Source organism: Amycolatopsis sp. NPDC051903 (genome assembly GCF_044452505.1).
Classification (GTDB): Bacteria; Actinomycetota; Actinomycetes; order Mycobacteriales; family Pseudonocardiaceae; genus Amycolatopsis.
This window is the reverse complement of record NZ_JBITBT010000020.1, coordinates 105,651-123,265: the sequence shown is the minus strand read 5'-3', so window position 1 is coordinate 123,265 and position 17,615 is coordinate 105,651. Positions and strand designations below refer to the sequence as shown.

19 protein-coding genes are annotated in these 17,615 nt (G+C 72.9%); 3 read left to right on the top strand and 16 right to left on the bottom strand.

Annotated elements, in window-relative coordinates; genetic code table 11:
- Window positions 1-2: 2 nt before the first annotated feature.
- From ACIA77_RS32520 to ACIA77_RS32480, 9 genes are all read right to left on the bottom strand, one after another.
- Window positions 3-782 (bottom strand): IclR family transcriptional regulator, encoded by a 780-nt coding sequence (locus ACIA77_RS32520; protein ID WP_395889848.1) that lies wholly within the window; start codon window positions 780-782, stop codon window positions 3-5.
- 71 nt (window positions 783-853) lie between these two features.
- Complete coding sequence (locus tag ACIA77_RS32515; RefSeq protein WP_395889847.1) at window positions 854-2,461, bottom strand: phytoene desaturase family protein; 1,608 nt, start codon at window positions 2,459-2,461, stop codon at window positions 854-856.
- A gap of 20 nt (window positions 2,462-2,481) precedes the next feature.
- Window positions 2,482-2,766: a hypothetical protein gene (locus ACIA77_RS32510; RefSeq protein WP_395889846.1), complete on the bottom strand. Its 285-nt coding sequence runs from the start codon at window positions 2,764-2,766 to the stop codon at window positions 2,482-2,484.
- Window positions 2,763-3,266 (bottom strand): flavin reductase family protein, encoded by a 504-nt coding sequence (locus ACIA77_RS32505; RefSeq protein WP_395889845.1) that lies wholly within the window; start codon window positions 3,264-3,266, stop codon window positions 2,763-2,765. Before ACIA77_RS32505 ends, ACIA77_RS32510 begins: the two co-directional genes overlap by 4 nt.
- A gap of 31 nt (window positions 3,267-3,297) precedes the next feature.
- Window positions 3,298-4,095 carry an IclR family transcriptional regulator gene (locus ACIA77_RS32500; protein WP_395889844.1) on the bottom strand — a complete coding sequence of 266 codons (798 nt, stop codon included), beginning with the start codon at window positions 4,093-4,095 and terminating at the stop codon, window positions 3,298-3,300.
- 1 nt (window position 4,096) lies between these two features.
- Entirely contained in the window at window positions 4,097-5,302 is a 1,206-nt protein-coding gene (locus ACIA77_RS32495; RefSeq protein WP_395889843.1) for an LLM class flavin-dependent oxidoreductase, read from the bottom strand.
- Between the two features lie 127 nt (window positions 5,303-5,429).
- On the bottom strand, window positions 5,430-6,140 hold the full coding sequence (locus ACIA77_RS32490; protein ID WP_395889842.1) for an alpha/beta hydrolase family protein: 711 nt from the start codon (window positions 6,138-6,140) through the stop codon (window positions 5,430-5,432).
- Window positions 6,137-7,147: a zinc-binding dehydrogenase gene (locus ACIA77_RS32485; protein WP_395889841.1), complete on the bottom strand. Its 1,011-nt coding sequence runs from the start codon at window positions 7,145-7,147 to the stop codon at window positions 6,137-6,139. The genes ACIA77_RS32490 and ACIA77_RS32485 overlap by 4 nt, the downstream gene beginning before the upstream one ends.
- A complete protein-coding gene (locus ACIA77_RS32480; protein WP_395889840.1) occupies window positions 7,147-8,643 on the bottom strand; it encodes an FAD-binding oxidoreductase in 1,497 nt (498 codons plus the stop codon). The genes ACIA77_RS32485 and ACIA77_RS32480 overlap by 1 nt, the downstream gene beginning before the upstream one ends.
- Window positions 8,644-8,872: 229 nt before the next feature.
- On the opposite strand from ACIA77_RS32480, the gene ACIA77_RS32475 reads away from it, so the two are divergent.
- A complete protein-coding gene (locus ACIA77_RS32475; protein ID WP_395889839.1) occupies window positions 8,873-9,832 on the top strand; it encodes an AraC family transcriptional regulator in 960 nt (319 codons plus the stop codon).
- On the opposite strand, the gene ACIA77_RS32470 is transcribed toward ACIA77_RS32475, so the two are convergent.
- Window positions 9,829-10,209, bottom strand: a complete 381-nt coding sequence (locus ACIA77_RS32470; protein ID WP_395889838.1) for an antibiotic biosynthesis monooxygenase family protein — start codon at window positions 10,207-10,209, stop codon at window positions 9,829-9,831. The genes ACIA77_RS32475 and ACIA77_RS32470 overlap by 4 nt on opposite strands.
- A gap of 203 nt (window positions 10,210-10,412) precedes the next feature.
- Here ACIA77_RS32470 and ACIA77_RS32465 point away from each other — a divergent pair, with 203 nt between their 5' ends.
- Complete coding sequence (locus ACIA77_RS32465) at window positions 10,413-11,516, top strand: LLM class flavin-dependent oxidoreductase (RefSeq protein ID WP_395889837.1); 1,104 nt, start codon at window positions 10,413-10,415, stop codon at window positions 11,514-11,516.
- 21 nt (window positions 11,517-11,537) lie between these two features.
- Window positions 11,538-12,524: an AraC family transcriptional regulator gene (locus ACIA77_RS32460; RefSeq protein WP_395889836.1), complete on the top strand. Its 987-nt coding sequence runs from the start codon at window positions 11,538-11,540 to the stop codon at window positions 12,522-12,524.
- A gap of 74 nt (window positions 12,525-12,598) precedes the next feature.
- Here ACIA77_RS32460 and ACIA77_RS32455 read toward each other — a convergent pair whose 3' ends face one another.
- The 6 genes from ACIA77_RS32455 to ACIA77_RS32430 all read right to left on the bottom strand — a co-directional run bounded on the left by ACIA77_RS32455 (window position 12,599) and on the right by ACIA77_RS32430 (window position 17,560).
- The gene (locus tag ACIA77_RS32455) at window positions 12,599-13,243 is read right to left on the bottom strand and encodes a cyclase family protein (RefSeq protein WP_395889835.1); all 645 of its coding nucleotides are present in this window, start codon (window positions 13,241-13,243) and stop codon (window positions 12,599-12,601) included.
- A gap of 54 nt (window positions 13,244-13,297) precedes the next feature.
- Window positions 13,298-14,257: an LLM class flavin-dependent oxidoreductase gene (locus ACIA77_RS32450; protein ID WP_395889834.1), complete on the bottom strand. Its 960-nt coding sequence runs from the start codon at window positions 14,255-14,257 to the stop codon at window positions 13,298-13,300.
- A gap of 109 nt (window positions 14,258-14,366) precedes the next feature.
- Complete coding sequence (locus tag ACIA77_RS32445; RefSeq protein ID WP_395889833.1) at window positions 14,367-14,690, bottom strand: putative quinol monooxygenase; 324 nt, start codon at window positions 14,688-14,690, stop codon at window positions 14,367-14,369.
- A gap of 70 nt (window positions 14,691-14,760) precedes the next feature.
- Window positions 14,761-15,786 (bottom strand): NAD(P)-dependent alcohol dehydrogenase, encoded by a 1,026-nt coding sequence (locus ACIA77_RS32440; protein WP_395889832.1) that lies wholly within the window; start codon window positions 15,784-15,786, stop codon window positions 14,761-14,763.
- Complete coding sequence (locus ACIA77_RS32435; protein WP_395889831.1) at window positions 15,783-16,535, bottom strand: iron-sulfur cluster assembly protein; 753 nt, start codon at window positions 16,533-16,535, stop codon at window positions 15,783-15,785. The genes ACIA77_RS32440 and ACIA77_RS32435 overlap by 4 nt, the downstream gene beginning before the upstream one ends.
- Window positions 16,535-17,560 carry an amidohydrolase family protein gene (locus ACIA77_RS32430; RefSeq protein ID WP_395889830.1) on the bottom strand — a complete coding sequence of 342 codons (1,026 nt, stop codon included), beginning with the start codon at window positions 17,558-17,560 and terminating at the stop codon, window positions 16,535-16,537. Before ACIA77_RS32430 ends, ACIA77_RS32435 begins: the two co-directional genes overlap by 1 nt.
- Window positions 17,561-17,615: the final 55 nt, after the last annotated feature.

Below are 17,615 nucleotides of genomic sequence, written 5' to 3'. Positions count from 1 at the left end.
GGTCAGTGGAACGCTTGCGCCCGGGCGCCGCGCAGGCGGCGGGTCAGCGCGGTGCACGCCAGCAGCAGCGCGGCCGAGAACCGGCCGACGTCGAGCCGGTCACCGGGCGCCACCACGCTCAGCGCCGCGACGACGGCACCGTCGGACCACACGGGGGCGGCGATGGCGCCGTAGCCCGGGGCCGGTTCGATGTGCGACACGGCGTACCCGCGGCGGCGGATCTCACCCAGCTCGGCGCGCAGCCGCGCCGCGTCCAGCGGCGGATACGCGTCGGGCGAGGCCGATTCGCACACCTCGTCGACCCGTTCCGGCGGGCCGAACGCGAGGATGGCCTTGCCGGAAGCCGCGCTGTACACCGGGACCCGGCCGTCGAGCTGCGTCACGACCCGGCCGCGGCCCCGGCTGCCCACGTACTTCTCCGTGAACAGCATCCCGTCGTGGCCCGGTACCACGAGCAGGACGGTTTCCTGCGTGACGTGGGCAAGGTCGTCGAGGAACGGCGCGGCGACCACGCGCAGCGAACGGTGCACCGGCGCGCGCTGGCCGAGCTCGTAGAGCCACCCGCCGAGGCGGTAGCGGCGCCCGTCGCGCTCCAGCAGCTCGCATTCGACGAGCTCCTGCACCAGCCGGTGCACGGTCGCCTTCGGCAGGCCGCTGCGCCGGGCCAGCTCGCTGATCCCGAGCACCGAGGAACTCGCGTCGAACGACTTGAGGATCGCCTGCGCGCGCCGCAGCACCGCTTTCTCGGGCGGGTTCACGGGTGGCTCGCCGCCGCGGACCATGCCACCTCCCGCCTGCCGGTGAGGAAATCGGCCCGGTCGATGCTAGGTCGATCCGCCCGCGACCGCACAGCTCAGCGGCGCAAGCCCTTGACGAACGCCGACACCCGCTCCGAGCGGGAAGGCGTGAGCAGGGTCTGGGCCACGAGGTGCCCCGATCCCCCGCCCAGACCGGCGCCCGGGTGCGTCGAGGCACCGATGTGCCAGAGGCCCGCCACCGGCGTGCGGTGGCGACCGGCGCTGGGCAGCGGCCGCCACAGGTAGCTCTGGTCGACCTCCGCCGAGCCGCCGTACGGATCGCCGGCGACCGCGTTGACGTTGAGCTGCGGCAGGTCCGCCGGAGTGAGCACGTCGACGGCCAGGACCTGTTCACGCAGCCCAGGAGCGTGCCGCGCGATGCGGTCCAGCACGCGGTCGGCGTACCCGTGGGCGAGATCGGCGGTCCAGCCGCCGGAGACGTCGAGTTCGCCGGCCGCGTCGCCGACCGGCGCGAACGGCACCTCCTGCAGCTGCAACCAGAGCGCGGCGGCGCCCGCGGGCACGCGGGACGGGTCGAGCACGTACTGCTGGCCGACGACGATGGTCGGCCGGTCGGGCAGCAGGCCGGCTTCCGCCTGGGCGCAGGCGATGCCCGTGCTCGGCGAGCCGTCGGACACGTGGACGAGCGGCATCTCGCGCAGCCGGTCGTCGCGCCACGCCGGCGGGGCGGACAGCGCGACGTGGATCTGCATCTCGCCACGGCCGTAGCGGAAGCGCCGCGCTTCGTCGGCGACCGCGGCGCGCACGGTGTCGGCGGGCAGCAGCTCGCCGTACAACGCCGTCGGCGTCACCGAAGCCAGCACGGCCCGGTCCGCGCGCAGCGTCGTGCCCCCGGCGACGACCCCCGTCGCACGGCCGCGCTCGACGAGGATGCGCTCCACGGGCGCGCCCGTGCGGATCTCGACCCCGCGTTCCTCCAGCAGCGAGCGGAACGCGTCCACGAACCGCCCGGCGCCGCCTTCGACGACGGGCAGGCCGAAGCCGTGCAGGGTCGCGGCGAGCACCGGCACCATGAACCCGCCGGTGGCCTGGTCGGGCGAGAGGCCCGCGTGCAGCAGCCACGGCGCCCACAGGTGATCGGCCTCGCGGCCGGTGAACTCCCGCGCGCACCACGACCGGCCACTCGTCACGAAGTCGCGCAGCCACCGCTCCGTACCGGTGCGCCCGAGTTCGCGCGCGAGGCCGCCCCCGTGGCGCAGCAACGCCGGCGAGCGCAGCTCCGAACCCAGCAGTCCGCCGATCGGGCCGGCGTGGTCGAGGAAGTCCCGCAGCGCCTTCAGGTACCGCGCCCGGTCCTCGGCGTGCTCGAACCCGGCCGCGGTCCGCTCGGGGTCGCGGTGGGCGACGGCGGCGTGCCCGTCGTCGGCGATGCTCGCGACGAGGGGGCCGTCGGTGTTGCGGTAGACCAGCCCGTGGCGGTGGAGGTCCTCGCCGAGCGCCGCGTAGGCGCCGCCGGAGACGAACAACGGGTGCCACGAGGAGAACGTGTCGTGGACGTAACCCGGCAGCGTGCGCTCCTCGCTGGTGATGAACCCGCCGAGCCGGTCGGTGCGCTCCACCAGCGTCACCGACCACCCGGCGCCGGCCAGCTCGGCCGCGGCGACGAGGCCGTTGATCCCGCTGCCGACGACGATCGCGTCCATGCGCGCTCCTCTCCCCCGGCTCAGACGATGTGGGCGCGCACGGTCTTGTGCTCGGCGTCCGCCCAGCCCTTCGAGGCGGCGTAGTGGATCATCTTCGCGAACCCGGCGGGCCACTCGGCGTCGCCGGCCGGGCCCCGGGCCCGCAGCCAAGCGATCGAGAGCCACGCGTGCTCGTCCGCCACCGTGCCGGCGCCGGCCGCGCGCAGCACCGCGTCCACGTCCGCCCCGCCGCGGCGTTCGACCGACAGCGACGTCAGGTCGTCCGCCTCCACCAGCTGCGGCTCCGTGCCGACGACAACCTTCACGATCCTGCCTCCTCCGGGAGATGGGTGCCGAACGCCCGATTGTGGTACGTCAGCGGTTCGTCCAGCCGCGGCACCGCCGACGTGACGCGGACGAACGCGACGACGTGATCACCGCCCGGCACCAGGTCCGCGACGGTGCAGGCGAGCCACCCGGCGCCGGCCAGCCGCGGCAGGCCGTCCTCGAGGAGCCAGTCGACGCCCGCGAACTTGTCCGCCGCCTTGCTCGCGAAGCTCAGTGCGAGGGCCGAATGCTCCCGCGTCAGCACGTTGATCCCGATCCGCCCGGTGGCGCGGACGCGGGCGAGCAGCCGTGACCCGGTGTCGAGCGCGACGCTCACCAGCGGCGGATCGGCCGAGAGGGCCGCGAACGCGCTGACCGTCGTCCCGTGCGGGCGGCCCTCGTGCAGGGTCGTCACGACGGACACCGGCGCGCACACGCCCGCCATCGCTTCGCGGAACAGCTCCCCGTCGACGCCGGCCGGCCCCGTGGTGACGGTCATGGCACTCCTCTCCCGCGTCCCCGAGTCTGCCTCACTCCGGCGCCCCGAGCGCTGTGAGACCGACGATCGTGGTGAACGCCTCTTGCCGCAGTACGCGGTGGATTCGTCTTTCCTGGGTGGCGCTGGGCTCGGCCAGGCAGACCGCCGCGAGGGCGAGCCGCTCGCCGGAGCCGGTGGGTTCGAGCGCGACCGAGCAGCACCACAGTCCGCTGTGGACTTCGCCTCGCTCGAAGTGCAGGCCGCCCTTGAGCCCGGCCTTGATGGCGCTCCTGATCCCCGCCCGGTCGAGCGGGGTCGCGTCGGTCAGCCGGGGTACGGGTTCGGGTGGTAGCAACCGGCTGCGCTGTTCGGACGGCAAGCTGCCCAGCAGCGCGCGGCCGCTCGCGGTCGCCCACAGCGGGTACGGGCTGAGCACGTGGCCGAGCACGTCGGCCCCGATGCCCTCGCGCCGCCGCGGCAGGTGCCACAGCAGCGGGACCTGCTCACCGCCCAGCAGCTGGCTGACCACCACGATCTCGCCGGTCTGGTCCGCGACGCGGATCGCCGGGCCCAGCGCCGCGTCGCGCAGGCGCCGCAGCCAGTTCGTGGCCAGCGGCAGTGACCGCACGCCGATCGTGTAGCGGCGGTCGGGCGTCCGCGCGGCGTAACCCTCCTCGACCAGCGTCGTGAGCACCCGGGACGCGGTCGCGGGGCTGACTTCGAGGTGCCGGGCCAGGTCGGCGACGCGCACCGCTCGCGGCGCCGACGCGACCAGCACGTCGAGGGCCGCGAACGCCCGCCGCACCGACTGCAGGTCGGGTTCCCCGGTCCGGCCCGGCCCCTCGGGCACCTCAGGCCACCGGGACGGGCTGGAACGCGGGGATCACGTGCTCGCCGAACAGGCCGATCGTGTCCAGCATCCGGCGGTGCTCCACCGCTCCGGCACAGGCGATGAACACGAGGTACTCGAGCCCGAATTCGTCCTGCAGCCGTTGCACCTGCTCGCCGACCTCGTCGGGCGTGCCGACCAGCAGCATCCCGGCCTCCACGAGCTGTTCGAGCGTCCGGGGCACCGGCCCCTCCTGCCCGGGCAGGCGCCAGGCCTCGAAGAAGCCGAACTCGCCGAGCCAGTCGCCCATGAACGCGAGGCTCTGGCGGGCGCTCTCCCACGCCTCCTCGTGCGTCTCGGCCACCGCGACGAGCCGGCACAGCGCCACCCCGCCTTCGGGCCGGTACTCACCGGGGCGGACCGTGCGGCCGTGTTTCGCCGCCGCGTCGGCGTAGCTCTGGAAGATGCCGTGGACGACGTCGTCGCCCGTGGCGAGCGTGACGATGGAGCTGCCCACCTTCGCGGCCCATTCGATGCTCGCGGCGCTCTTGGTGACGGTCGTGAACACGGGCGGGTGCGGCAGCTGCACCGGCTTCGGGACGGTGGCGAGCTGCGCCACCTGACCGTCGGCGACGCCGGCGCCCAGCCGCGTCGAGATCGGGTGGGCCCAGGGCAGTCCGGCGGGCGGCACCTGGATGAACTCGCCTTCGCGCGACCACAGGTCCTCGGTCCACGAGCGCCGCATGACGTCGAACCACTCTTCGAACACGCGCCGGTTGCGCGCGTCGGTGGCTTCGGCGCCCGCCGAGGACGCGCCGACGTGCTGCGCGAGCACACCGACCGACCGGGCCTGGTAGCCGCGGGAGAGGCCGATGTCGAGCCGCCCGCCGGTGAGGTGATCGGCGACGGCGATGTCCTCGGCCAGCCGCAGCGGGTTCCAGTTCGGCAGCACGAGCCCCATCTGCCCGTGCCGCAGCCGTTTCGTGTGCGCGGCGAGGTGCACGTTGAGCAGCAACGGGTTCGGCGTGACGTGGTAGCCCTCCACTTCGAAGTGGTGCTCCGCCATCATCAGCGACGTCCAGCCGGTTTCGTCGGCTCGGACCGCCTGCTCGCGCAGTTCGGCGACGGCCCGGCCGTAGAGTCCCGCGTCGAGCCCGAGCAGACCCGAGCCGAGCGGCTTCGTGTCCGGCGAACCGAGGGAAACCGGGTAGAACAGGGAGAACTTCATGGTGCACATCCTTGGGCGAGACCGGACTTCGTTGTCGGTACGGCAGAATGATCGGCACGGCGGCGAACGCGTTCAACGGAGATGTTGCGCTCTCGGCAATTTCGACGGTTTCCGCGAAAACTTCCGCTCACGGGAACCGCTTTTCGAGCCACGTGCGGACGTCGGACCACGCGCGGTGCCCCGGGTCGGTCACGGCGAAGTGACCGGCGCCGGGCAGCTCGGCGTAGTCCACTTCGTCCCCCGCCGCGCGGGCGGCGGCTACGTAGTCCCGGCTGTGCTCGACCGGAACGCGCTCGTCGCGATCCCCGTGCACCACCAGGTGCGGCCGGCCCAGGGGCAGCCGGAACCGCGGTGACGCGTCCCGGGCTGCCGCCGGGCCCGCGGCGCCGAGGAACAGCGGCGTCGCGCCCTCCCCCAGGCCCGCTTCGGCGCACCGCGGCAGGTCGGTGATCGGCGCGAGCCCGACCGCCGCGTCCACAGCGGACTCCGCGGCGGCCAGCAGCGCGAGGTGCCCGCCGGCGGAGTGTCCGATCGCGACGGCCGGGCCGGGTCGCGCGTGCCACGACCGCGCCGTCCGCACGGCTTCGAGCACGTCGGTCACCGTCGCGGGCCAGCCGCCGGTGTCGCCGTCGACGCGGCGGTACTCGACGTTGGCCACGGCCCAGCCGCGTCCGACCAGGACGGCGCACAACGGGTTCAGCTGGTCGAGTCCGTGGCGCGCCCGCCACCACCCGCCGTGCAGCAGCACCGCGAGGCCGCGGGCGGGCCCGGAACCCGGCCACAGTTCGGCGAACTGGCTCGGCTCCGGGCCGTACCGCACCACTCCGCCGAGGTTCACTCCCACGCTCCGTGCAAGGCAGCCCGGACGACGCGGTCCGGTTCGTCGGTGGTGCGGCGGAAGGCTTCCCCGGCTTCGGTCCAGCCGAACCGGTGTGTCAGCACGGCTTCCGGATCGAGCGCGCCTTCGGCGACGAGCCGCACGGACTCGGGGTACTGCCCCGGTCCGCCCTTGACGCCCACGATCGTGAGCTCCTTGAGCAGCACGCTCGGCGGTTCGACCGAGTGCGGCGCGCGCCCGACCACCGCGACGATCGAGCCCGGGGTGGCCAGCTCGTCGGCCAGCGCGACCCCGGTGGCGGCCGCGGAGGTTTCGACGACCAGCCGTGCCCCCGAACCGACGTCGGCGGCCTCCGGCGGGTGTGCGGGCAGTCCCGCCGCCGCGGCGAGCGCGCGGCGACCCGGGTGCGGTTCGAACACGTGCGGCGAGTACCCGTGGTGCCCGAGCACGAGCGCGAGCAGGATCCCCAGTGGGCCGCCGCCCACGACGGCGCACGGCAGTGGTTCCGGCACCAGCGGTGCCACCCGCTTCAGCAGGTGCAGCGCGACCGCGACCGGTTCGAGCACCGTCGCCGCCAGATCGGACACCTCGTCGGGCAGCGGGACGGCCAGGCGCGCGGGCACGCACACGTACTCGGCGAGCAGGCCGGGGCCCAGCATGCCCAGGTACCCGCCCTCAAGACAGAGCTGCGGACGACCCGCCGCGCAGTGCGCGCACCGTCCACAGTGGGCGACCGGATCGATCGTCACCCGCGGCCCGGTGGCCACGCCGGACACGCCTTCGCCCACCGCGACCACCTCGGCGGCACCGTCGTGGCCGACGACGTGCGGGTAGTGCGTGGCCCGACCGCCGTACAGGTGCAAGTCCGTGCCGCACAAGCCGAGCGCGCGCATGCGCACCACGACTTCACCGGGGCCCGGCTCCGGCACCGGCTGCCGGCGCTCGGCGAAGCGTTTCGGCTCGACCAGCTCGATCACCCGGCCCCCGCAGCGCACTTCGCCCGTCATCAGCTGATCCCGTACTTGCCGGGAGCGAGCACGCCCTGCGGGTCCAGCGCGCCTTTGAGCGCACCGGCGAGCTTGCGCAGCGAGGGCAGCCGGTCCATCGCGCGTTCCTGCCAGTCGGTCGGGGTCCGCCCGATCGGGCAGCCGATGCGGTCGTAGGCCTCGACCAGGGCCGCGTAGCAGTCGTTCATGCGCTGCCGCTCGGCCTCGTCGGCACGGTTGTAGATGACGAGGTGCAGCGCCCGGGCCGCCCGTGGCCCGCACACGAATTCGGCGAAGTACTCGAAGCCGTGCTCGGTGAGGATCCGCCGCGAGAGTTCTTGGTGCTGCTGCGCGATCTCCCCGATCATCGGCGTCGCGGGCAGGAACCAGGTCGCGCCGCCGCCGGGGCGCCAGTCGAGCAGGCCGAGCTCGGCTTCCGTCGGCTCGCCGCTGAACGTGTCGAGGTGGATCCGGAACACCGGGCTCGCGGCGATCTCGTCGTGCGAGAGGTACGTCGCTTTGCCGGTGGCCTCGAAGACGTCGCGCACGCGGCGGATCATCGGCTCGACGGCATCGCCGGTCGGGCCGTAGAACGCGCCGGTCACCGTCCACGCGCCGGTGCCGTACTCGTCCTGCAACCGCCGCCTCTCCGCATCGGACAGCGCGCCGGCACCCGGCTCGTAGCGGGGGTGGGTGGCTTCGGTCGCGAACCCGTAGGCCCCGCTGGTGACCTTGATCAGCGTGGGCACGGCGTTCGCCAGCTTCAGCCCGCGCACGATCTCGATGATCGCGGGCAGGTCGGCGTCGTCGGGGAAGGTGAAGCCCCACGCGCGCACCACGGGCGGCCGCGGCATGAGCCAGATCGCCGCGCTCGTCACGATCCCGTAGTTGGACTGCGAGAACAGGCCTTCGAGCATCGGGCCGAAGCCGGATTTGTTGACGTAGCGGGTCTTCGCGCCGGCGAGCGTGCCGTCACCGGTGTGGAAGAGCTCGCCGTCGGGCAGCACGACCTCGAGGCCGCTGAGCATGCCGAAGTGGTCGAAGTAGGGCGTGTAGCCCGCGCCGCGGTCGAGGGCGTTGCCGAGCACACCGCCGTCGGGCGGGCCGGACGTGCCGCTGAGCATCAGCGCGTCGCCGCGGGCGGCCAGTTCCGCACGCAGCTGCCGGAACGTGACCCCCGGCTCGACGACCGCGTACCCGAGCGTCTCGTTCACCTCCAGCACGCGGTTCATGCGGCGGCCCAGGTCCAGCACGACCTGCGCGTCGCGCACCGGGCTGTACTCGCCCAGTCCGAGGTTGTGCCCCGTGCTGGCCGGCCACACGGCCACGCCGTGCTGCCCGGCGAGCCGCACCACCGCCCGCACGTCTGCCGCCGAGCCGGGCCAGACGACCCCGGCGGGCACGCGGTCGCCGCCCGGCAGCCGGTTGAACCCGAAGCGCGCCACGGCTTCCGCGCTCGTGTCGACGGCCTCGGCGCCGAGCGCCTGGCGCACGGCCTCGAAGAACTTCTCGGACATCCCGGACTCCTCCACGTCCGCACCCGGCCGGAACCGTCCACACCGGACCGGAGTGCGTGAATTCGTTTCGCGCGGGGCCCGCGCGTGACTTCCGGCGAAGATAGGAGCCAGGCAGCCGCACCGGCGAGGCCCGGGAGCGCACGGCGGGGGCCGGTTCCGGCACTCACCGCGCGCTCCCGGGCCTCTCACCATTCGGACGTCCGTCACCGATCCGGGATAGACTGCGCGGATGTCGCACGCGGAGGTGCTGCGCACGGCCGACCCCGACGAGGCGGTGACCCGGCTGTCCCGGGTGTACTGCCCGTACAAGCTGCGCCCGAGCGGCCCGGCCGCGTTCTTCTGCCACCACGTCACCCGCGGCGCGGGGCGCGTCCGCGTGATGGACCTGACGTTCGGCGGCGAGGAAGTGGTGGTGGAACCGCTGCCGTTCGGCGACTTCATCGTGGTGGCCGCACCGCAGGCCGGCTCGTTCTCCGTCGAATCGGACGCCGACGAGCTCACCCGCACCACCACGGGCGCGCTCGCCATGGACGCCTACCGCCGGCGCCGCCTGACCTGGTCCGGCGACGCGCGCGTCACGAACTTCGTCTTCGACCGGGCGGCGTTCGAACACACGGCGGCCGAACTGCTCGGATTCGACGAGCCGGCGCCGGTCCGCTTCGCGATCCGGGAACCGGCACCGCACCGGGCTCACCAGTGGCGCGCCGTCGGGCACCTGCTCACCGACCACCTCACGCGGTTCGGCGGCACGCTCGACCACGGCCTGGCCGAGACCCAGCTGTTCCGGCTCGCCGTCGCGACGGTGCTGGACGCGTTCCCCCACACCCTCGACACCACGGTCGCGCCCCCGGCCGGCCCGGCGGCTCCGCGCGCGGTGCGGCGGGCGCGGGACTTCCTGGAACTGCACGCGGACACCGACGTGCGCGTCGAGGACGTCGCCGCCGCGGCGGGCCTGAGCGTGCGCGGCCTGCACGCGGCGTTCCACCGCGCCGACCTGCCGTCGCCGATGAAACACCTGCGCGAGATCCGCCTGCGCCGGGCCCACGAGGAACTCGTCGCGAAGAGCCCGGAGGACACGACGGTGACGGCCGTGGCGCTGCGGTGGGGGTTCAGCAACGCCCACCGCTTCGCCGCGCTGCACCGCGAGCACTACGGCACGTCACCCGGCCGGGCGCTGGCCGGGACTTAGGACGCCGGCGCCGCTCGCAGCCCCGCCACGATCCCGTCGGCGGCGCGTTCGTCGGCCACCGTGGGCGCGAAGGTCGACGACGCCTTGGTGTACGCCCGTTTCAGCTCGAGGATCTCGATCGTGTAGTCCTCGAGGATCTCGCGGCGCCCCAAGGTTTCCACGGCTCGGTGCTCGGGATCGTCGTACCAGGCGCGCATCTGCTCTTCGGTCTCGAAGTACGCGACCGCCAGCTCACGGCCGTCGGGCACGTCGAGCTTGTGCAGCGCGACGAACCCCGGCATCGCCGAGGCCCGCTCGAACATGCGCCCGCCGATCGCCGCGCAGTCGTCGTTCTGCCACTCCGGCCTGACTTTGCCCCAGAAAAGCGCGACGTACATGCCGACCTCCGTAACCGGTCCGCTCTGACCCGCGAGCAGCGTAGAGCATCTGTGCCGATCGTCACAAGGACGCAAGGTCCACTCGCCGCCGCCCGCACCGAGTGCGCAGTCCGGACATCCACCACGCAAAGCGGATGGCCCCACCTGATCCCGGAGGCGAGACTTCCGCAATCCGCATCGGCACCGCAGCTGGAGGAGTGGCCATGGTCAAGCCCGTCGCCGACGGCAAGGGATTCAAGCTGGGGCTGTTCTCGGCCAACTGTTCGTCGGGGCTCGCCGTGACGAAGATCCCCGAGCGCTGGTCGGGCAGCTGGGAGGACAACCTGCGGCTGGCGAAGCTGGCCGACGAGGTCGGCATCGACTTCCTGCTCCCCATCGCCCGCTGGATCGGCTACGGCGGCGAGACGAACTTCCACGAGGGTGTGCTCGACCCGACGACGCTGGCCGCGGCGCTGCTCGCGAACACCCGCGGGCTCACCGTGTTCACCACCGTCCACACCGCGTTCAACCACCCCGTCGTGGTGGCCAAGCAGCTGGCCACAGCCGACCGGGTGGGCGGCGGCCGCGCGGGCATCAACATCGTGGCCGGCTGGAACGAACCCGAGTACCGGGCGATGGGCGCCGACCTGCCCACCGAGCACGACGCGCGCTACGCGCTCGCGCAGGAGTGGTGGGACGTCATCCGCCGGATCTGGGCCGAAGAGGGCAGGTTCGACCACGACGGCCGCTTCTTCAAGCTCGAAGGCGTGGAAGGCATGCCGAAACCGCACGACGGACCGCTGCCGGTGCTCAACGCCGGGTCGTCGAAGCAGGGCCGGGGCTTCGCCGCGCGCAACGCCGACGTCGCGTTCACCATCGTCGGCGGCCCACAGGACGGCGCCGGGATCGTCGAGGCGATCCGGGCCGAGGCCGAACGCGAGCACCGGCGCCACGTCGGGGTGTTCACGCTCGGGCACGTCGTGTGCCGGCCGACGCGCGGCGAGGCCGAGGAGTACCTGCGCTACTACGCCGACGAGAACGCCGACTGGGCCGCCGTCGACAACCTCATGCGCCTGCAGGGCCTGCACGCGCAGTCGTTCACGCGGGAGATGCTCGAGACGTTCCGCGCGCGGTTCGCCGCCGGGCACGGCAGCTGCCCCCTCATCGGCACGCCGGACGACGTCGCCGACCGGATCGCCGCGTTCCACGAGGCCGGGTTCGCCGGGATGACGCTGTCGTTCGTGGACTACTCGGGCGAGCTTGGCTACTTTGCCCAGGAAGTGCTGCCGCGCCTCGAGGCCCGCGGAATCCGGGCCCCCGCCGGCTGAGGACAGCGAAGGGAGCCGCCGGTGACCGCGACGACCGGGTGCACGGAACGCTCTGACCAGGGGACACTGCTCGCGCCGTCCCCGCGGTCCACCCGGCTGGCCGACCTGCGCGACCGGGTCCAGGACGCGACGGTGGTGCACGAGATCGGGGTCCGGCACGGCCGGCCGGACGGCACGGTCGCCGTGGCCGGGCTCGGCGACCTGAACCTGGTCGTCGTCCGCTACGGCGCCCAGGTCACGGTCGACGCGTTCCCCACGCGCAACCGGTTCGCGCTCACCGTGCCGCTCGGTCCGATGCGGGTGTTCGCCCCCGAGGTCACCGGCGAGCTGCTGACGACGGGGTTCGCGCTCGCCGGCGACGCCCACACCGTGATGCGCCCGGACCCGTACGCGGGTGCGCTGGTGATCTCCACGAAGATGACCCGCGTCGAAGAGCACCTCGGCACGCTGCTCGGGCGCCCGCCGCGGACCGCGCTGCGGTTCCTGCCGCCGGGCGCGCCGTCCGCCGCCCCCGTCGCGCTGCTCGACGCGGCCTGGCGCGGTGCGTGCCTCGCCCTCGCCGGCGCGCGCACCCCGCTCGGGCCGACCGTCCTGCGTGCGCTCGAGGACCAGCTGCTGACCGCGGTGCTGCTCGGCCTGCCGCACACGTCGAGCACCGAACTGCTCGTGGGCGGCCCGGGTGACCCCGCCGACGTCGTCGAGCAGGCGCGGCAGTGGCTGGAAGAGCACCACGCCGAACCGGTGACCGTCGCCGACGTCGCCCGCGCGAGCGGGCTCGGGCCCCGGCAGCTGCAGGCGCAGTTCCGGCGCAAGCTCGACACCACGCCGACCGCGGTGCTGCGGGACATCCGGCTCGGCCGCGCGCACCAGGCGCTGCTGACCGCCGGCGGCGGCGAAACCGTCGCGGAAATCGCGTATTCGTGCGGGTTCACGCACCTGAGCCGGTTCGCGCAGGAGTACCGCGCGCGGTTCGGCGAGCTGCCCTCGCAGACAGCTCGCCGTCGCTGACGCTCAGTCCTCGACCAGGGCCGGCACACGCGCGGGGCTGCCCGAACCGCCGACGATCGGCAGCGGGCGCACGATCAGCACGGCCCCGGCGGCAGCTCACCGAGGCTGCGCAGGCTGGTCAGCCCCGGCTTGCCCGCCCCCATCAGCTCGCTGCGGCACGGGAACGCCGGCTCCGGCGCGGGTGCCGGGCCCGCGTCGGCGCCGACGGTCTCGACGCCGAACCCCGCGATCGGTGTCTCCCGGGCCTGCCACCGCGCACACTCGGGGTCGACACCGGGGGTGCGCGAGCCGATGTCGGCGTTGGCGAACGCGGCGGCGTCGGCACCGCGGGCGGCCCGGCCGGTGCGGTGGAGCAGCCAGCCGGCGTCGGCCAGCGCTCCGTCCTCGGCTCCCACGCCCGCACGTGCTCGATCCCGCAGCAGGAAATCGGGATCGGCGCCCGCGTCCACCGTCCGGTCGAGCACGACGGCGGGTGTGACCACAGTGGACAGTGGCGCCCGGGCCACGTCGAGCCCGTCGCGGCCGGTGATCCAGTGCACGGGCGCGCCGAGGTGGCCCTTGCCGTCGTAGCGCGACAGCTCCTCGAGCCGGAAGCGGCTGGTGTTCGCGAACGGTTCGGGCGGCTGCCGGATCGGCGTCTCCTCGCGCAGCGGCGTGGTCAGGTCGACGACGCGGACCCCGGAGCAGGTCGCGGCGAGCCGGGCGGACAGCACGGTCACCGAGACTCCGCGCGGCCGGTCGGCAGCGATGTCAGACAGCCGGGCGAGCCGCGCCTATCCGCTGTGCGAGCCGCCTGTCCGCTGCGCGATCGAGGCCAGGAGTTCATAGGAACGGCGCCGGTCGGCGTGGTCGAACACCGGGGTGGTCACCATCAGCTCGCCCGCGCCGGTGCGGTCCAGCAAGTCCCGCAGCTTCGCGCCGGCCGTGTCGGGTGAGCCCACGACCAGGTGGGCGCAGCGGGCCGCGATTTCGGCTCGATCGTCCTCTGTGTACGGATATTCCGCCGCGGTTCCCGGGTCCGGCAGCAGAATCCGCTGTCCGCGCAGCCGGCTGAGGACCTTGAGCCGGGCCGGTCCCGCGAGCCATTCGGCCCGTTCGTCGGTGTCGGCGACGATCACGGCGACGCTCAGCAGTGCTGCGCCCGCGTTCCCGTAGGCGCCGAGCGCTTCTTCGGCGCCATCGGCGTTGAGGTGGTGCGCGAACGCGTACGGGAGGTTGCGCTCGCGAGCCACCCTGGCGCTGCCCGTCCCCGAGCCGAGGAGCCACACCTCGGGCCGGTGGCCGGCTGCGGGCACGGCCCGGATCCTCCCGTCCCCTTCGGCGAAGTACGCGAGCAGCTCGTCGACCTGCCCGGGAAAGTCCTCACCGGCGCGGCGCACCGCGTCCGCGACGTACGCGGGCCCGCCGAGCGCGCGGCCCAGCCCGAGGTCGATCCGTCCCGGGAAGAAGGCTTCGAGCGTGCCGAACTGCTCCGCCACCACGAGCGGCGCGTGGTTGGGCAGCAGCACTCCCCCGGCGCCCACGCGGATCCGGCGGGTCGCCGCCGCGAGCCGGCCGGCCACGACCGCGGGCGCGGCACTCGCGACGCCGCGCATCGAGTGGTGTTCGGGCACCCAGTACCGGTGGAACCCCAGCTCGTCCGCGAGCACGGCCAGGTCCACCGACCGCTGAAGCGCCTGCCGCGCCGTGGCACCCCGGACGATCGGGGACGTGTCGAGCACCGAGACGCGCACCCGACCTCTCTACCACGGACGCCGGTGCACGGCCTGGTAGCCGGGCCCACGAAAACGGCGGCGCACCCCGGCAAGGGCACACCGCCGTGTTCGCGGGCCTGGGCCTACTTCACTTCCCGACCTTCATCTCGCCCAGCTCCGACCAGCCGTCCTGGTCGAGGGTGGTGTTGATGATGTCGGGGGTCTTCTGCAGGTACTGCGGGAAGTCGGCCTGGGCCTTCTTGAAGTGGTCGGCCGTGACGTGCGCTTCCGCGGCGTCGTCCTCGAACGCCTCCACGAGCACGTACTCGTCGGGGTTCTCGAGGCTGCGGGACCAGTCGAACCACTTGTTGCCCGGCTCCGCGCGCGTGGCCTCGGTGAACGCCCGCGAGAGCTCCGGCCACTGGTCCGCGTACTCCGGCTTGATCTGCCACTTCACGGTGATGAAGATCATCTGCTCCTCCTCCTTCGTGCCGTCAGCAGCGTATCGCCGCCCCGGGTGCGTCCGCTGTGGACGCACCCCCTCACGGAACCAGGATCGCCCGCCCGCGGATCCGGCCGGCGTCGAGGTCGTCGAGCGCCTGCTGGAAGTCGGCCAGTGCGTACTTCGAGGTGTGCAGCTTCACCTTGTCCTGCGCCGCCAGCACCATCAGCTCGCACAGGTCGGTGTAGGAACCCACGAGGTTGCCGATGAAGTTGATCTCGGTGGAGATCACGTCGATCGTCGGCACGTTGATGTTCTCGCCGTAGCCCACCACGTGGTAGTCGCCCGCGCGGCGCAGCATCGCCACGCCGTCGGCCGTCGCACCGCCTTCGCCGACGAAGTCGACCACGACCTCCGCGCCGTTGCCGCCGGTCAGGTCCTGCACCGCGGCCACGTGAGCGCCGTCGGCGACCACACCGTGGTCCGCACCGATCGACTGCGCGAGCTTCACCGCCTCCGGGTTGCGGTCGACCACGATCAGCTCCGCCGCCGTCATCGCCTTGAGCACCTGGATGCCGATGTGCCCCAGCCCGCCGGCCCCGATCACCACGCACTTGTTCCCCGGCCGCAACCGGCGCGCGGCCTTCGCCGCCGCGTGGTAGGCCGTCAGCCCCGCGTCCGCCAGCGCCGCGACATCCGCGGGCTCCAGCGAATCGTCGAGCTTCACCACGCTGCGGGCCGACGTCTTGAGCAGTTGCGCGTACCCGCCGGCGGTGTCGATGCCGGGGAACTGGCTGTTCTCGCAGTGCACGTCGTCGCCGCGGCGGCACGCGGGGCACAGCCCGCACGTGATCAGCGGGTGCACGATCACCTTGTCGCCCTCGGCGACGTTGGTGACCGCGCTGCCGACCGCGTGCACCCAGCCCGCGTTCTCGTGCCCGATCGTGTAAGGCAGCGCGACGCCGGACTTCTCCGCCCACTGCCCCTCGAGGATGTGGAGGTCGGTGCGGCACACGCCGGCGCCGCCGATGCGCACGATCACGTCGTGCGGCCCGGTGACCTCCGGCTCGGGGACGTCGGTCATCCGCAGGTTTTCGCCGTACCCGACAACCTGGACTGCCTTCACGATGCTCGTGCCTCCTCGCCGGCGACGGCCGAAACGGACGGGTCGTGGGGCCGGGCCGTCTGGTCGGCCTCGGACCCGGGGTAACGCGTGCGGAGCAGACCACGGCAGAAGTGCGCGTTGCCGTCGATCGAGATCCGGATCGAGCGGGCGAAGCGCAGCCGCAGCGGCACCTCCTCACGCGGGTAGGGCGCGCCGTGCTCGTCGACGAGCACCGGTTCGCCCGGTTCGACGCTCAGCCCGAGGGCCGCCCGCCGGCGCAGCAGCGCGTCGGTGGTCCGCCCCGGCGGCAGGTCGCCGAGCGCCACGTCGTGCAGTTCCTCTTCCGCCAGCGACTTGTCCGCGCGCAGCAGCCCGGTCAGGGCCCGTTCCATCGCGGCGGTGTGCGCCTTGCGGCGGAACGTCAGGCGCAGCTCGTCGAGGTCCTTCTCGGCCTCGGAGCCGAACGTCCCGCGGTAACCGGCGTCGGCGGCGAGGCCGCGGTTGATGAGGTCGGAGTCGTGGTGGTCGTCGAGCCGCACCACCACGCGCCGCGCGCCCGGCAGGGCGGTGAGCACGTCCTTCGCGTCCGAAGCCATGAGGTACGCGAAGTTGGGTGAGCAGAACGACGTCGGCAGCCGCAGGTGCACGGTCAGCTCACCCTCGCGGGCCGCCACGGACCGGACGAACCCGAGATCGGTGATCGGTTCGTCCAGTTCCGGGTCGTACACCTGCTCGAGCGCTCCGCGCGCCAGTCGTTCGAGATCCGGCATCAGGCGACCGCCGCGGCTTCGGTCTTCGCGTCCGCGGGCGGGTTCTTCACCTGCAGCTCCGCGGGCACCGGGATGTCGTACATCGCGGCGGCGTTGAGGCCGAGGATCTTCTTCTTGACGTCGGTGGTCAGCGGCGCGTACTCCGTCATGTCCTCGGGGATCTGGAAGTCCACGAACTTCTCGACGAGCCACTTCGGCGTCCAGATCGCGTAGTCGCTGGAGAACTGGATGCGGTTCTCGTCGAGCCAGTACAGCAGCTCGCCGACGATCTGCGCGAAGTAGCGCGGCCGGGTGTGGATGAACGGCATCGCGACGGCCAGGCCCGCGTGCACGTTCGGCTCCTGCGTGGCGATCCAGCAGAAGTCCTCCAGGCGCGGCAGGCCGCAGTGCTCGATCACGAAGTTGAGGTCCGTGAAGTCCGTGGCGACCTTGTCCACGTCGGCGACGTCGAACGCGTCGCGGTCGAGCGGGCGGATCGTCGGGCCCTTGTGGATGTGGATGTTCTTGATCCCCAGCTCCTGCGCGGCCTCCAGGTAGCGGTAGCTCCACTTGTCGTCGAGCTTCCAGCCGCGCGAGTCGCCGAACCACTCGGCGGTGTAGAGCTTGACGCCCTTGAGGTTGAACCGCTTCGCGTCCTCGCGCAGCTGCTTGAGGCCGTCCTCGCCGAAGCGCGGGTCCCAGCAGTGGTTGTAGGTCAGCTTGTCCGGGTGCTTCTGCGCCAGGGCGAACGCCTCGTCGGTCTGGCCGAAGTTGTTGGTGTAGAAGGCGGGCAGGGCCGCGGGCTGGAAGATCGCGTGGTCGACGTAACCGTCTTCGAACAGGTCCTTCATCAGCCGGTCGCCGCCGTAGTAGAGGTAGTCCTCGTACGGCCACACCTCGGACTCGGGGCTGAGGTTGCGGTGGTAGTCGTAGAAGCAGTCGATGAACTGCTTGCCGTGGATGTTGCGCTGGTTCTCCGGCCGGGCGTCCCAGAGCGCGATGTGCGCGTCGAGGATGAAGTACTTCTCGCCGTCCTTGGTGTACATGATCTTCCTCCGCATTCGTGACCGCATCGGCACGTCAGGCACGGACCGTAGGACG

Excerpts from the sequence above, each read along its gene's own strand:
- ACIA77_RS32520 (WP_395889848.1), bottom strand. The coding sequence starts at position 782 with ATGGTCCGCGGCGGCGAGCCACCCGTGAACCCGCCCGAGAAAGCGGTG.
- ACIA77_RS32515 (WP_395889847.1), bottom strand. The coding sequence starts at position 2,461 with ATGGACGCGATCGTCGTCGGCAGCGGGATCAACGGCCTCGTCGCCGCG.
- ACIA77_RS32505 (WP_395889845.1), bottom strand. The coding sequence starts at position 3,266 with ATGACCGTCACCACGGGGCCGGCCGGCGTCGACGGGGAGCTGTTCCGC.
- ACIA77_RS32495 (WP_395889843.1), bottom strand. The coding sequence starts at position 5,302 with ATGAAGTTCTCCCTGTTCTACCCGGTTTCCCTCGGTTCGCCGGACACG.
- ACIA77_RS32485 (WP_395889841.1), bottom strand. The coding sequence starts at position 7,147 with ATGACGGGCGAAGTGCGCTGCGGGGGCCGGGTGATCGAGCTGGTCGAG.
- ACIA77_RS32480 (WP_395889840.1), bottom strand. The coding sequence starts at position 8,643 with ATGTCCGAGAAGTTCTTCGAGGCCGTGCGCCAGGCGCTCGGCGCCGAG.
- ACIA77_RS32475 (WP_395889839.1), top strand. The coding sequence starts at position 8,873 with ATGTCGCACGCGGAGGTGCTGCGCACGGCCGACCCCGACGAGGCGGTG.
- ACIA77_RS32470 (WP_395889838.1), bottom strand. The coding sequence starts at position 10,209 with ATGTACGTCGCGCTTTTCTGGGGCAAAGTCAGGCCGGAGTGGCAGAAC.
- ACIA77_RS32465 (WP_395889837.1), top strand. The coding sequence starts at position 10,413 with ATGGTCAAGCCCGTCGCCGACGGCAAGGGATTCAAGCTGGGGCTGTTC.
- ACIA77_RS32445 (WP_395889833.1), bottom strand. The coding sequence starts at position 14,690 with ATGATCTTCATCACCGTGAAGTGGCAGATCAAGCCGGAGTACGCGGAC.
- ACIA77_RS32435 (WP_395889831.1), bottom strand. The coding sequence starts at position 16,535 with ATGCCGGATCTCGAACGACTGGCGCGCGGAGCGCTCGAGCAGGTGTAC.
- ACIA77_RS32430 (WP_395889830.1), bottom strand. The coding sequence starts at position 17,560 with ATGTACACCAAGGACGGCGAGAAGTACTTCATCCTCGACGCGCACATC.